This window comes from Dolomitihabitans soli, assembly GCF_022213955.1.
In the GTDB taxonomy this organism is placed as follows: Bacteria; Actinomycetota; Actinomycetes; order Streptosporangiales; family Streptosporangiaceae; genus Streptosporangium_A; species Streptosporangium_A soli.
Window position 1 is genome coordinate 349,190 of sequence record NZ_JAKNTW010000008.1, and the last position, 14,184, is coordinate 363,373.

Genomic DNA, 14,184 nt, shown 5'->3' on the forward strand with positions numbered 1-14,184 from the left:
CTCAGAAGTTGGCCGGGGTCAACTTCAGCGTTTGGACATCAATGTAGTAGGTCGGCACCGTGGCTCCGATGGCATAGAAAGGTTCGCCTTTATTGTCAATCTTGATATCTCCCGACTCGTCACCTCCGGTCCAGCGGAGCATCGCTTCCCAGGCTATTACCATCGAGCCGTCCGAACTGTCGCCGTGCAGAACGATCACTTCCAGCTCTTCGTTGTTCACCTTGTAGGGAAACGGAGTGACCTTGCCGGACGCGTCCGGCACTGGCGTCGCCACCGGATTATCCGGATTGAATTGAAAGTACCGCTGCGGAATTTCCGCACCACAGCCCTCGGGATCCTCGTCACGTAACTCAATGACGGACCCGCCGCCAAGATCAGACTTATTCATCTTGACAATGGGTTTGAGTTCATGCAGCACTACGGCATTTGCATCCTTACCTGTGACGGTCAACCCGATGCCCTCGCGGTCAGTCTCCAACTTGGCACCGGACTCGATCAACGCCTGCTCCGCAGAGGCGTATCTCTTGGCAATCGATGTGTCGGACGGCAGCTTCTGGAGCTTTTTCCGAACCACATCAAGCGCGTCCTCAGGCGACACATCTGCAAGATAGTACGGCGAGCAACCACCATCCAACGACTGCTTCTTAATATCAACCACCACCTGCGGTTCGCGACTTTCGCCCAGTTCGGCGAAAAGACTGAGTCCGCCCGCCTGAATCCAGCCCGCCAGAACCGCGACCAGTCCCGTCGAGACCGCAGTGATGACAGCCGGTCTGCGCCACCAAGGGCGTTTTGACGATTCCGGTTGTTCCGCCCCATCTGGAGAATCGGGCATTTCCCACCCTATGGCCGAAATTTCTGCTAGATCCGCTCAACAGGTTCACACAAAAATCCCGATCATCGCAAGCCTTCACCGCAATCCGGTGCCTGTGGAGTTGCGATACCCTTCATTACGATTGAGAACTAGGTCGTCCACACCCGTCCGTAACAGTCTCTATGAGCTGGTCAAGACGTCTTCCGGATGCTGACCGCTCCGCCGTCGTCCACAGGTGTCCAGAACTGCTGTTAGCCAGGGTTTGCGATGCCCGAGGGCTCCTGGAGTGCGATTCGTCGGCGCGCTTCAAGCATCGCACCCCGACGCCCAGGCTGAGCAGGTAGCCGGTGGCGGCCTGGGCGGTGAGCGCCTCGTTCACCACGGCCGCCAGGGTCAGATGGTGGAGGTGAGGCCTTGCCCGATCTTCTTCAGTTCGGAGTTGACGGCCTCGGCGGCGGGGAACTCTTTGGCGTAGATCGGGCTGAACTTGATCTCGGCCCATTGCCTGTCGCCCATTTTGAGGAAGAGCGTCGGGTCGCCGTCCATGCCGTCCTCGCCGACGTTCTGCACGACCAGGTAGCCGGTCCGGTCGCCGATGTCCACCTGCTCGCCGTCCGCCTTCTCACGGTACTCCTGTATCCAGTCGTCGACCTGCTGGACGGCCGTATCCTCGTACACACGGATCTGGACGCAGTAGAAGCCGTTCTTGTCGCCCTGGTAGTTGTATGAGGTCGAGTAGCTCTCACCAGAGTCCTCTGACCGGTGGGACCACCGCAGCCCCTCGGGTAGGTATCCCGCCTTGACGTGCCCAAACTCTTTCCCATCGCCCAGGTCCCCGAGGTTCGGCGGGTCGGATGGCAAGGGCGAGATGTCGTCGATGGGAGGTGGCTCCGGCACCGCCGCGGAGAGTGTGGGCTGCGTGGACAGGGTGGCCTGCTCGCCGTTCGTGGTCACCGAACCGATGCTCAGGTAGGCGACCGGGGCGGCGACGATGACGGCCACGGACGCGGCCACCGCCGCGGTCCAAGCCCTTCTCCGATTGCTTCTGGAGGAGCGCATCACCCGCTCCAGCAGGTCGGGCGCGGCCTGCAGCCTCGCGGTCTCGTCCGCCATGAGCCGGCGGATCTCCTCATCAAATGTGGGCATTCCTGATCACTCCTTCCACTGTGTCCCGGCCGAGCACCGAGCGGAGTTTGGCCGTGGCCTTCGACGCCTGGCTCTTGACTGTGCCGACCGCGCATCCGAGCACCTCGGCGGTCTGCGTCTCGCTGAGGTCCTCCCAGTACCGCAGGACGATCACCGCCCGCTGCCGGGACGGCAGGGTACGCAGCGCCTCCATGAGCACATGCCGCAGGTCGGCGTCGCTCGTGCGGGCCGACGTCTCCGGTGGACTGTGCATCGGGACGATGCGGATGATCGCCCGGCGGCGGGCGCGGCTGATGGCAGTGTTGATGATGACGCGGCGCACGTAGGGCTCAAGGCCGTCGTCGTGGCGGACCCGGTGCAGGTTCCGGTAGGTACGCTCCAGCGCTGTCTGCAGCACGTCCTCGGCCTCCGCCTGGTCGCCACAGGCGAGATAGGCCATGCGCAGCAGGCTGGTGCCCCGCGCGGCCACGAAAGCGCCGAAGTCATGTTCACCGCCGCTCACAGCTGTCTGTCCAGTTTCACGCCTCCTAATACGCTCGGCGCCGCGCAAACCGTTGCCCACTCGCGCCAAACATGTCGCGGGCAACCGTTCCAGGGAGCTCAGGCGTATAGACAGTCGTGACTTCGCGTCCTGCGACACTCTGGCTTCGCATCCATGGAGGAAACCTATGAAGTTCGCGAGCGCACCGGCTCGGCCACTGATCGCTCTCGGCGTCGGCCTGGCCATGGGCGCCACCGTCCTGGGCGCGCCTACGGCCACCGCGGCCGCTCCCCCGCAGGGTGCCTACTGGCACACCAGGGTGCTGGGGACATCAACTCATCCCTGGCGGTTCGGCACCACGTCGGACCCCTACTCGCTGGTCCAGCGAGAGATCCTGGAATCGTGGAGTCTCGCCAACGGCCGGACCTGGACCGGCATGCGAGAACTGGGGACGCTGCCGAAGAGCGCGGCGGACAAGAAGGCCTGGCAGCGCGACGGCTCCCCTGCCAAGTGGAGCCAATCGATCGACGGCAAGACGGTGAAGCTGTCCGCCAAGCCCGCCAACGGCCATCTGGCCCCTGCACTGCCGGAACGGAACGAGTTCCAGCTCGACGAGCAGTGGCTGACCTACGACGAGGTCCAGCGCCTGCCCGCCGACCCGAGCCGTCTGAAGGACTGGCTCACGAAGGCGGCCCAGGTCAGCCGAACTCCGGAAAGCTCCATGGCCAGCTGGCTCACGGGCACCCTGTCTGGGCTGCTGCACAGCATTCCCGCTCCGCAGGAGGTCCGCACCGCCGCCTACCAGGCCCTGCTGGCACTCCCGGGCGTCCGCGCCGACGGCAACGCAAAGGACAACCTGGGCAGACCCGGCGCCGCCGTCGTGATCCACTACTCGATCGGGACAGGGAAGAACGTGAACTCGGTCAAGCAGCGGCTGATCGTCGACACCGCCAGGATGGTGCTGCTGTCACAGGACCAGACGATCACACAACGGCCGAGCGCCTTCGGCGGCAAGACGCCCCGTCCCGAGACCTACAACAAGACGCTGATCGAGGTCGGCTGGACCAATTCCCAGCCGACGGTGCCGGCTCTGCCCTGACGGGCGGCACACGGGTGGTCGGCACGGCCTGCCCACGGGCGGTGCCGGTGCGGCACACGACAACGACTACCGACGAAGTAGCTGCAGGGCCTCGCCCCAGGCGACCACCTGGTCCAGCATGGCTGTGACCGCGTTCTCCTGGGGCGCCGCCGGATTCAGCACGCTGTAGTGCCAGGGAGTGTCTTCAAAGTCCCGTCTGCCCGGCGCTGTGTGGTGCGCACGCTCCCTAGGGCATTCCGGGAGGGACGGGCTCCGCGGTATCGCGCCGCGCCACGAACACGAACTCCCTGCCCGGCCGGTCGGGTGCGTCGCGTACGTCCTCGACGACGAAGCCGTGCTCGTGCAAGTCCCGCTCGATCTCCGTACGTTCGCGGAAGCGAAGTGTCGATTCCGAGGTCAGTACGTCCCCGTCCGCAGCGAACACGTGCGTACCCCGGAAGCTCACCAGCGGCAGGCTCACGTCCGTCAGCTCGGCCCAGGTCTCGATGTGGCCGACGCCCGGGATGTCCGTCATGCGGTATGTGGTCTCGCGCGTCCACTCCGCCCACTCCTGCCACACGCGCTGCGCCGGATCGCGCGTCTCGAAGACAAGCCGCCCGCCGGGCCGCAGCACCTCGTACGCGCCGCGCAGCGTCGTACGCCATGCCTGCGGATCGGCGATCGCCTGGGCGACGTTCCCGGTCATCGTCACCAGGTCGATCTGCATGGGCGGCAGGTCCCCCGCGTCGCCGTCGAGCCAGCGCACCCGCTCCGCGCCCGGCTTGCCACGCGCGACGTCGACGGACGCCCGCGCGGGATCGATCCCGGTGACCGTAATCCCGCGCTCGGCGAGCAGCAGCGCGAACACGCCCGTGCCGCACCCGATGTCCAGCACGGACCGCGCGCCGAACTCCTCCGCCATCGCGAGATACGCGTCGAGATCGCTGCGGTCCGGATCGAGTGGGTCGTAGATGGCGGCGAGGCGCGGATGCCCGAAAGCTGCGTCAACCATGGAGGCGAACGTATGTGGCCCCGAGCCCGCGCGGCCACTGCTTTTTCGGGTTACGGCGCCAAGCGGGCGCGGCGAAGTGCGCCGCTGATCCCGGCGCCTCTATCGGGCACGGCCGTACCGAAGCGAACCTCGGCCAGGCCGCTTAGGGCGCCTGCGCTCGCGGACGAAGTGGGAACACGGCTGCGGTGCCCCGGCCACGTGCACGAAGGACAAGCACACAGGGCGCTCTCCGAGTAGAGAACGCCCTGGTCATTAGTGGAGCCGCCTAAGGGAATCGAACCCTTGACCTACGCATTACGGGGAGTAACGGGGATGGCCACGGACGTCCACAGCTTCCTTGCGCCCCTGGTCAGGACCACCATGGCGAACTCTCCGCCCCCCCGCAGTCCATGGTCGTCCAGGAGCATTGTTAGCAATTGCGTTAGCAAGATCCACGGTCACCACGGCTGCACCGGTGGCAGGCGGACCGTATCGCAGGTCCGCCAGGCCCGAGACCCGGAAAGCCGCGCGTCAGCGTTTGAGAACCTACGGCGTCAACACCAGCCTCCACCATCTAATGAAGAGCTCACCTTCACGTCGTAGCCATCGCCGTACACCGCCTCGCCCATCGACACTGAGAGGTGAACCTCGCTCCTGCCGAAGGACTTAATAAAGCACCCCGTCTCTTCGCCACCCTCCTCCAGCACGGGCTTCCAGCCATCCATGATCGCGGCGTCCCGGTAGAAGGACAGCGCATCAGCCCTCGATCCTGAAGATCGATAGGACTGCCAGACACTCACTATCCGATCGTCGTTGTCGCAAGTGGAGCCGCGATCCCTTTGAGGCGTCGCATCCGCCGGATGAGACTCGAGGATGCTGAGCGTGGCCAGAGCAGCGGCGAACTGGTCATCCTCGGCGGTACAACCATAGGTCAGCAACAGGAAAGCGATTGGAGTGACTAGAACAGCGCCTACTCCTACGTATATGGCCACAAGCACCGTGATCGCCAAACGCGTCGTGATCATCAAGATAAGCCCCTACGAGTCGACTCGACAAACACGCCTTGACCGTCCTCGTATGCACTACGTACTACAGCCAGGCTTTGTGATCTGTAATGTTAGTCCCTCTCGCCCAAAACAGCTGCATAAGCGCAACGCCCATAAAACGGCTGTCCGGAATCACCGTGACCCTCAACACCTCTCTGGATGATTCTCGGCAAGCATCGGTGATGCCCTGAGGTAGCGCACACGTGTCGTCCTGACGTCCCGGGTCATCACTCCGGAACGTCTTCGCGCGACCATTCTGATCCTCACTTGATGGTTGTGCTCGGCATGCGAAATGACTTCTCCTGCAACCACGGCACCGAGTTCGGGGAGCTTGCAGTCAAGGGGCATCCCGATGATCTCTGCGAGTCCTATCGCGTTGGGAACACCAGCGATGCGTAGAAGGATGCCGAAGGGCTGCCGGCCAATGACTGTCCCGGTCACCCTCGTCCCGATCGGAACGGCTCGGCACGTCGCGGCCCAGGCATCGCGCACCCGTTTCCCGAATGCAGGCCCCTCGTCAGGCCACGTGTACTCAGACACGCTCGGATCTTAGGCGGTGGACCGCTAAAAATCGAATGGCGACATTGCCGTCAGGGTTGTCGTCAGCAGACACGAAAACGCGCAGTAGCATGCCTGGACGACGTTATCCACTTCCAACCTGTCGAACGACGCAGCTGATGGCGACGGGTCCAGATCCTGGCCGATACAGCAGGCCGGGTGATGAGCGCCTCACCCGCGCTGCGTGCCGCCACCCATTGTGATCACGGTGGCCACTTCTCCGCCCGCTCCCGCCACTACTCCACCACCTTGACCCTCCTCCGCGCCGCCCGACGCGCCTTCACCCGCACCGAAGAGATCACCACCGGCCGACTACCCCTCTTCGACGAAGACACCGCCGTCGAGATCGCCACCTGGCAGTACGCAGGCAAGGGCTGGTCCGCCGGCGACGCACTCCTCGCCGCCGCCCTCACCGGTACATCCCTGGACCGAAGGGAGGTGGCGCATGTCCCGTCTCCTGCTCACTGTGCCTGAAGCCGCCGACGCCCTGGCGATCTCCCGGAGCAAGCTCTACCAACTGATCGCCTCCGGCTCGGTCGTCTCCATCCGCATCGACGGCTCCCGCCGCATCCCCGTCTCCGCCCTCACCGACCACATCACCCACCTAGCCGCGAAGGAGGCAGCGTGACCAGGACCCTCGTCGCCTCCCCCGGCCCGGCGGACGACGGCAAGAAGGCGCGCAAGACCCCCAAAGTCCGTGACGGCGTCGTGAAGCGCGGTAAGACCTGGTCCTACGTAATCCGCGTCAAGGACACCGAGACCGGCGAGAGCAAGCCCAGATGGGTGGGCGGCTTCGCCACCGAGGACGACGCCAAAGCGGCGTGCGACGAGGCTCGCGTGAAAGCTCGCCGCGGGGAGTACGTCGACCGGAACACGATCACCGTGGGCGAATACCTGGATGACTGGATCGAGGGTCACGCCATGGAGATCAAGCCGCGCACCCTGAGCGACTACCGCAGTTGCATCCGCCTCTACGTCAAGCCCCGGCTCGGCTCCGTGCGCCTCCAGGCTGTACGGCCAAGCATGATCACAAAGCTCTACCGTGATCTCCTGACCACCGGCGGGCGAACCGGCAAGGGGCTTGGCTCCCAAGACCGTGACCCACTTACACGCCATTCTCCGCAAAGCCTTCCGCGATGCCGTGGAGACCGATCAAATCCTCGACTCCAACCCCGTCGAACGCGCCAAGCGCCCCCGTACCGAGCACGGCGAACCGGGAACCATCTGGACCACAGCTCAACTCCGGACCTTCCTCAAGGCCGCTGAGGGACATCGCCTCTTCGCCTTCTTCCGCCTGGCCGCCTACTCCGGGGCGCGGCGCGGCGAACTGCTCAACCTTCGGTGGACCCATATCGACCTCGACAACGCCCACGTCCACATAGCAGGATCAACGGCGGTGATCGACGGCGAACGGGTGGAAGGAACAACCAAGAGCGGTCGATCCCGCATCGTTCCCATCGACCCCAACACGGTCGACATCCTCCGCGACCACAAGAAGCGCCAGGAAGCGGAACGTGCGCTCCTCGGCGACGATTGGCGCGGCAACGACGATTACGTCTTCGTCACCGGTTGGGGCGAGCCGATCTACCCGGACACAGTGACCGGCCTGATGCGGGACTTCATCAACGCCCGCAACAACCCGAAGCAAGGCGACCCACCAGACGAGCCACTACCCCTCGCGCGCCTGCACGATCTCCGCCACATCCACGCGACCACGCTTCTCCTCGCCGGCGTCTCGGTCCACGTCGTAGCCGCGCGCCTGGGCCATGCCGACCCCGCGATCACCCTCCGCGTCTACGCCCACGTGATCCGCTCCGCAGAGTCGGCCGTCGCCGATATCTTCGCCCAGGCGATCGACGACGACAGCCGTTAGCACGGGTGTTAGCAAAAGGCCCCTCTGCGATTATCGCGAGGGGCCTTTGAGCTGGGAGCCGCCTAAGGGAATCGAACCCTTGACCTACGCATTACGAGTCCTCGAACCGCCTACTCCGAGGCGTCCGCATGCGTTCGCAGGTGCCCGTAAGTCCAGGTCAGACACCGTCATGGACAGCCGCGGACACGAGTGATCGCAGGCGGAATGCAACGGGAACTGCAACGGGGCAGGAGCCGTCACCAGAATCATTCGAGGGCAAGTGGACCCGTATCGCAGGGCCGCCAGGCCCGAGAAACGGAAGCCGCGCGGCAGAGGGTAAAACTCCCCCGGCCTCGGACAGCATGCTTCCCCGTCATCCCTCGGCGTGCAGGATCGCCATGGCTGTCCGCTGGTCGTCCCGAGCTGGTTGTCCGCCGTTCCGTTGGTGACGATCCCGACCCTCCACCCTGCCGACCACAACCTAGCCAGCCCAGCCATCGCCTCAGGGCGACACCGAACAAGATCCGACATACGCCGCCGGTACGCCTGCCACAGTTCCTCTACCGGCTCCCGCAACCCGAACCGCTCCCGCACCATGTCAAAGAACACCTCACGGTGCGGGTAGCCGGCAGCGTCGAGAGCAAGCAACCAACCCGCCGCGTGGTCGTCCAAAACGTGCGCCTCAACGAACTCGCCTACCCACCCGCGGAAAGCCTCATCAAGATTCACAACCGTATTATCAAGATCGAAACGTGCAAGGCGCACGTTGCCCACCCTACGAGAGCCATCCGCCCGGAGACACCCGCATTAGGAGAGAGCGGGCGGAGAAAGGCTCATCCTATAGCCTGCCCTGCCGAAACACGGTGATGATCTCGTACGGCTAGCATCCCACGCATGTCCCGCAGGAGCTGCTGACCAAGGTCACATGTCATCCGATGGCAAGCCGACCCGGAGCGCGGAACTTCCGGCCCGAGCACCGGACGCGGTGCGGCAGCACTTCATAACGGGTATCCCAACAGGGTCAGCATGGGGTCTTCCAGTGCCGATCGAGTGCCCCGCAGCATACACGTCCGCCCTCGTCCTCGGTTGTTGAGGACGTTGTTAGCATCCGCATAGCAAGACCGCGGAGCCCAGCCAATGAACTGAGCGCCCAGCCCGATAGCCCCCGAAGTAGGTGATCGTCACGGCCTTGACCGATGACGAGTTCAACGCTTGCGGCGGCGCTTCTTCCGGCTCCGATGGGCTTGAGGCTTTATGTCCATTGACAATCTAGGAAAAGAGTGAGGCGGAGCCTCACGCCACTCGATACTTGCTGCTGCAATGAAGCCCTTGCTTGCGGCATCGGCAAATCGGTGGGAGAAGTCCTCAGGCGAAAAGCGACGACTGCTCTCTGGCCTATTGTGCAACTCGAACCCGAAACCATAAAGGACGATTACGCGCCCCCTCGTTCTTGCCATCCTCCGCCACTGCGCCGAAGGCAACGCATCGGTCTCCGCCCAAATACCGCCACCTGAATCACGGAGTACCAGTTTCCCAGACTCTTCTCCCAGTCCCCATTCGTGCGCCATGCGAATGAACAGGAATTCGGAAGAAAGGATAAAGAATCCCGTGCGACCAATGGCTTCTATTTGCCCTTCAATAGAACCGCCATCGGTTGTACGCGTAAGACCGATAAAGTACCTAGGCTCGAGGAAGGCTACGGGATACGTTGAAGGACGCTCCATCTTAAGTCTAGCGGCACCATCACCGATGCGCGAGAAACTAGTTCTCGAGAATTCAGGATCTGACGTAAGAAAGAACGCGGCAGCCACATCCGTCTGTTCATACATTTCCCGAATTTCTTCAGGTGAAGGCTGTGATCTGAGTAGGCTGTCCGCTGATTCGAGAGGAACGCCGAATGTTGGCCTTTCCAAGAGCGAGGATTCGCGTTGAAGGTTCGATTCTTGTAACATAAAATCTCGTGAAAGCTTATTCTGAATTCCATCCAGTAGACTAATCCAGACTGCATTCGATTGTGAGCGATTCCTCTTGAGTTCTGAGTAGTCGATTCGCTTGAGCGCGGACGAGAAGGACGGGGCATCCATGCGTTTGGCTGCGGCAACGGCATCAAGCAGGGCAAAGCGCGCGTGGTCATGAGGCGAGACAGTTCTCATGAGCTCAGCAATATCGACGAGTTCAACCAATTTAAGAAGCAGGTCCGATGCCTCTTCGTCATCGGCGACCAGCCATGCGATAGCAGCATTAAGACCAACATTATGTGTGAGGACTTCGACAGAGAACCTAAACAGAGACCGTCCACCAACGTATGGGCGAATCTCCTCAAGTTCCGCAGAGGCCAGTTGCCATTTGGATTGACGACACAAAGACTCAATTAACAGACGTCGCAGCTCCACTTCTTGGGAAAGCGGCGCGACACCCATTGCAAGAAGCTCTCGCGATCGAGATTCGGCCTGCGCGCACGCATCTGAAGATATTAGGCGACCCACCTCAGACATTCCTACCAAGAATTCAGAAGCTGGAGTGGTCGGTAGGCTAGAAATAATCGCACGGAATGAATTGAGAAGCCTGAGAACCTGCCCCTGCACACTAGTAGCCGGTTCTAGATGTTCCAGGAAGATGACAACCTGTGTTCCGAGGTATGTTGCTGCAGACGCCCCATTATCGGCGCTGTGAGGGAGCTCTTCAACAAAGTCCAGAACCCGTTCCAAGTGCTGGATAATCTGTTCATCTGAGGCCGCCCCGATGGATCTAAGAGTCGAGGCGAGTAGAATCCTAGCCTGTACTGCTAGAAACTCATTTGGCTCAGCTATTTCTTCAAGCCATGCAATTTCTAGTTCCAGCAGAGTACGGGCCATATCGTGCTGTCCATGGGAATGGTGAAACCCGCCCAGGTTTCCAATCAGATGCGCTGTTTCATTTACCTTAACTTCCAGCCGTTGCGCATGGCTGATAAGCGTGGATGCATGTTGGGCAATTTCCCAGGAAAGATCACTTCTCCCAGTCTCCATCGCAACGGTAAGCCACCGCTCAACGTGATAGCAAGCTTGAGGAAGCGTCCGCTCAATCTCAGTGATGGGCTCAAATCGTGATCTTAGAACATCCTGGAGCACTGTGTTCATCGTTATGGTTAGCGTCGCGCCTGAAAGGGTCTTATCTATCGCCTGAGATAGCGGCTTTGAGTAGCGAACAAATGACACGTAGGTGCATACTCGTACGATCTCCCTTATTGGAATTTCCGCCTCATCGACCACTACTGCCCCGCGACCATTATCTGCAATGGACTGGACTGGAGCAAAGGCTGAGACTGCAAGCAGATGCAGAGGGATTTGGTTAGGAGAAAAATAGCATGCGGCGCGCAGCATTTCAATAGTAATGCTATAGAACGGTTGGTTATGTGCTAATAGCTCATGAATCCGCTGAAGTCCGAGCATTATTGCTGCAACAAGCGTTCGAGGGTATCCGAGTGGGATAGAAACGGTATCGTCAAGAGCCCGCTCCTTCACAAGAGCTAGATAATCACTTATCTGGGTGAGGCTAATTTCGCAGCTTTCGATATAGCCACAGGCCAACTCAATTGCTAGAGGCCAGTTTTCGAGAGTCTTGACAAGGTCTTTGATGTCATTCGCATAAAACGGCTGCTGCGTCTCATCCACGGAAAGCCGTCGAAATGCCAATTCGACTGCTTCTCCTTCCGTCATCAAAGGTACCGATACTGTGTTGCCTATCGGGCGCCAGCCAGCGCTGTCTGTAGAGGTGACAAGCACTTGGCCCTTGCCTGCCCGGGGCAGCCACTCGCGCGCAGTACTTAACGTTGCATCGTCGAAAACGATCAGCCAGGAATCAGGTATTTGTCGGAGGGCGTCGTGAACCTGCTGCCGGATTGAATCGACGCCGTCGTCGACTCCGGCAGCTCTCGTGGAACCGGAGAGTCTATTGCGGATATGCAGGTATCCCGTATAAATTGTATCCACGCTCGAGGCGTCGATCCAGAAGACAACCTGATATTGGTCCGCATACTTAGCTACGAACGAAGAGGCGATGCTTGATTTTCCTATACCGGATAGCCCCGCCAAGATGCAGTATTTCGGCTTGGTCGGCGAGATGTCAGTCTTTGAGAGTGAGTCCAATATTTCCTGAAGGATATCGTTGCGCTGGATTTCAGGAACTGGCGATACCGGCCCATAGATCACACTCCACTCTTGGTATCCCAGAGACCGAGTTAGATGCTCATCATCCACAAGCACCTGCTCACGAAAATTGGACAGTTCCCATTCAGCGCTATCAGGGTCCGCAGCCCTACGAAGCACTTCTGATAGCAGGTAGCCTAAGACCAATCCTGACGACCGTTCGCCGAGTCGTGGATGTCGGTGGCTGCGAACTGCAAGCAATTCATCTCGGAGTCGTTGGCGGATCTCCTCTGAAGACCTACGGTCAAACGCTATACGTGCACGTCCTAACTGCTCTAACTTTGGATCTGAAAGAGAATCTAGCAGCGTCCGACTCTTAGGTGAGTTCTTGAACAGCGCTCGAAGTAGGTCAACGCGGTTACTCGAAGAGAGATCACGATTCATAAGGATGCGTGCAAGTCGGTCGCAATTATTGTCAGGAACCGCACCCGTAATCAGCTCGTAGCTCTCAGCGTCACATGCCGTGACTAGTTTAACAAGTACTGCAAAAGCTTCTGGCGCAGATACCTTCCGATTGTATTGGGCGCTCTTCACCTGCGCAGCTAATATGACATTTTCGGAACGATCGATTAGATCGAAATCAACGGAATCGACATTGTCTAAGGACGCGATACCCGCAGGTCCTTCAATGCGGCACGCGTGTATATCGAGCCTGTTAATACTTGAGAGCAAAGCCTCTAGCGTTCGAATGTACTGAAATTGAAAGCCGCGAGCGGCTATACGCCCACCGTCTGTTGTACCCAAACCGCACCCCTGAGAAGGTTAATACAGGATGCGTTAGTGTACAATCTGGATGGGGATTTTCATATAGGCGCGGAGGCTTCAGTCGTGTTGCGGGTATGGCGTGAGAGGCATATGTTGCCACGTATGACAATATGGTACTTGTCCATATTATTAACTAGTGCGCTTTATGGCCGTTCTGTCGAGACCTTCTGCCATGGGCGCGCAAGGCTGGATGTCAGTACACCCTTCTGGGAGCCTCCGGCGTACGCCTGAATTCGGTCGTGTGGGTGGCGCTGGCCGCGACCGGCCGAAGAGCCGCAGCGCGGCCAGCGACCGCCCACACGCGCGGGACGCCGCAGGCGGCACGCGCCTTGAAAGCGTACAGATAAGTTTCTTTCGATCTTGGTAGCAGCTCGGTGTCAGGGCATCTGGGGAGCTGGTCGGGCGCCGTTCCAGACGCGTTCGAAGCTGTCCAGGTAGGTTGCCGCGGTGCCGGCGCCTGCGGTGTCATGGAGGTGGATGACGGGGGCCTCGGCGGCGCGCATGCCGTAGACGTGGGTGTTGATGAGGAGTTCGTCGTCGGCACGGTAGATGGAGTTGTAGAGCACGGTGTCGTGTAGGCGAATTTCGATGCCCTCGACTTCATGGAGAGGCTGGCATAGGGCGATGGCGTTCCTGGTCCTGGCCGCCATCACCGCGCCGCCTATGGTCTCCTCCTCGCCGCGGGTCGCCACGGCTGAGCTGTCGGGGTCGCCGAGCAGGATGCGGACGTGGACTCCAGTTTGGGCTCGGTCAGTCAGTACATGCAGAAGCCCTGCATCCTCGGTGATGAACAGTCCGCTGTAGGTCAGGATGCCGATGTCGCGGGTCGCGGACTGGAAGAGCCGTCGCCAGGTGTCAGGCGGTACGGCCCAGCGATGCGGGTGAACAGTACGGATCTCGGCGGGCATGGCCGGCTGGTGCGGGGCGACGTCGGGCCACAGTTCCGCCTCGTCGACTCCGAGGAGGTCGGCGATGGCCCAGCGGTGGCGGGGGTAGGGGATGCGGCCGTTGATCCAGCGGTTCACGGTCTTGGGGTCGACGGCCAGTTGGGCGGCGATGTCGACGGGGTGAAGGCGTGCTCTGGTCAGGGCGTGGCGAAGGTTGTCGTTCACGGCTCTACCTCTCGCGGCACCGTCGTTGCCTGCGACGTTAACACGAGACGTCCCCAGACGTCCCAAGTCGCGGTGTAGAGATTCCCGCCCCGGGAGGAGGCTCAACGGCACGGAGCGAGCACAAGCCGCTCCGACCTCCACACCGATGGGAGCC

Annotated in this window: 12 protein-coding genes and 1 pseudogene; 5 read left to right on the top strand and 8 right to left on the bottom strand. The window is 61.0% G+C overall.

All coding sequences use genetic code 11. The features are described from left to right. Position 1: 1 nt before the first annotated feature. The 3 genes from MBA17_RS19345 to MBA17_RS19355 form a co-directional block, all read right to left on the bottom strand. Entirely contained in the window at positions 2-835 is an 834-nt protein-coding gene (locus MBA17_RS19345) for a hypothetical protein (RefSeq protein WP_238497896.1), read from the bottom strand. Positions 836-1,207: 372 nt separating this feature from the next. Further along, a complete protein-coding gene (locus MBA17_RS19350) occupies positions 1,208-1,960 on the bottom strand; it encodes a hypothetical protein (RefSeq protein ID WP_238497897.1) in 753 nt (250 codons plus the stop codon). Further along, complete coding sequence (locus MBA17_RS19355) at positions 1,947-2,462, bottom strand: SigE family RNA polymerase sigma factor (protein WP_238497898.1); 516 nt, start codon at positions 2,460-2,462, stop codon at positions 1,947-1,949. Before MBA17_RS19355 ends, MBA17_RS19350 begins: the two co-directional genes overlap by 14 nt. A 166-nt stretch (positions 2,463-2,628) precedes the next feature. On the opposite strand from MBA17_RS19355, the gene MBA17_RS19360 reads away from it, so the two are divergent. Beyond that, entirely contained in the window at positions 2,629-3,540 is a 912-nt protein-coding gene (locus MBA17_RS19360; RefSeq protein WP_238497899.1) for a hypothetical protein, read from the top strand. A 226-nt stretch (positions 3,541-3,766) separates the two neighbouring features. Here the strand turns inward: MBA17_RS19360 and MBA17_RS19365 are convergent, their stop codons facing one another. The 3 genes from MBA17_RS19365 to MBA17_RS19375 all read right to left on the bottom strand — a co-directional run bounded on the left by MBA17_RS19365 (position 3,767) and on the right by MBA17_RS19375 (position 6,096). Continuing rightward, complete coding sequence (locus tag MBA17_RS19365; RefSeq protein WP_238497900.1) at positions 3,767-4,531, bottom strand: class I SAM-dependent methyltransferase; 765 nt, start codon at positions 4,529-4,531, stop codon at positions 3,767-3,769. A 533-nt stretch (positions 4,532-5,064) separates the two neighbouring features. Next, entirely contained in the window at positions 5,065-5,538 is a 474-nt protein-coding gene (locus tag MBA17_RS19370; protein ID WP_238497901.1) for a hypothetical protein, read from the bottom strand. Between the two features lie 162 nt (positions 5,539-5,700). Beyond that, positions 5,701-6,096, bottom strand: a complete 396-nt coding sequence (locus MBA17_RS19375; RefSeq protein ID WP_238497902.1) for a hypothetical protein — start codon at positions 6,094-6,096, stop codon at positions 5,701-5,703. A 180-nt stretch (positions 6,097-6,276) separates the two neighbouring features. On the opposite strand from MBA17_RS19375, the gene MBA17_RS19380 reads away from it, so the two are divergent. From MBA17_RS19380 to MBA17_RS19395, 4 genes and pseudogenes are all read left to right on the top strand, one after another. After that, positions 6,277-6,588 (top strand): replication initiator, encoded by a 312-nt coding sequence (locus MBA17_RS19380; RefSeq protein ID WP_238497903.1) that lies wholly within the window; start codon positions 6,277-6,279, stop codon positions 6,586-6,588. Next, positions 6,581-6,742, top strand: coding sequence for a helix-turn-helix domain-containing protein (locus tag MBA17_RS19385; RefSeq protein WP_238497904.1), 162 nt, complete (start codon positions 6,581-6,583; stop codon positions 6,740-6,742). The genes MBA17_RS19380 and MBA17_RS19385 overlap by 8 nt, the downstream gene beginning before the upstream one ends. 80 nt (positions 6,743-6,822) lie before the next feature. Beyond that, positions 6,823-7,104, top strand: a pseudogene (locus MBA17_RS19390) (Arm DNA-binding domain-containing protein); the annotation flags it as partial. A 151-nt stretch (positions 7,105-7,255) separates the two neighbouring features. After that, positions 7,256-7,987: a tyrosine-type recombinase/integrase gene (locus MBA17_RS19395; RefSeq protein ID WP_238497905.1), complete on the top strand. Its 732-nt coding sequence runs from the start codon at positions 7,256-7,258 to the stop codon at positions 7,985-7,987. A 1,184-nt stretch (positions 7,988-9,171) separates the two neighbouring features. On the opposite strand, the gene MBA17_RS19400 is transcribed toward MBA17_RS19395, so the two are convergent. Both MBA17_RS19400 and MBA17_RS19405 read right to left on the bottom strand, forming a co-directional pair. Further along, entirely contained in the window at positions 9,172-12,204 is a 3,033-nt protein-coding gene (locus MBA17_RS19400) for a tetratricopeptide repeat protein (protein WP_238497906.1), read from the bottom strand. 1,091 nt (positions 12,205-13,295) lie between these two features. Next, a complete protein-coding gene (locus tag MBA17_RS19405) occupies positions 13,296-14,030 on the bottom strand; it encodes a helix-turn-helix domain-containing protein (RefSeq protein ID WP_238497907.1) in 735 nt (244 codons plus the stop codon). Between the last annotated feature and the right edge of the window lie 154 nt (positions 14,031-14,184).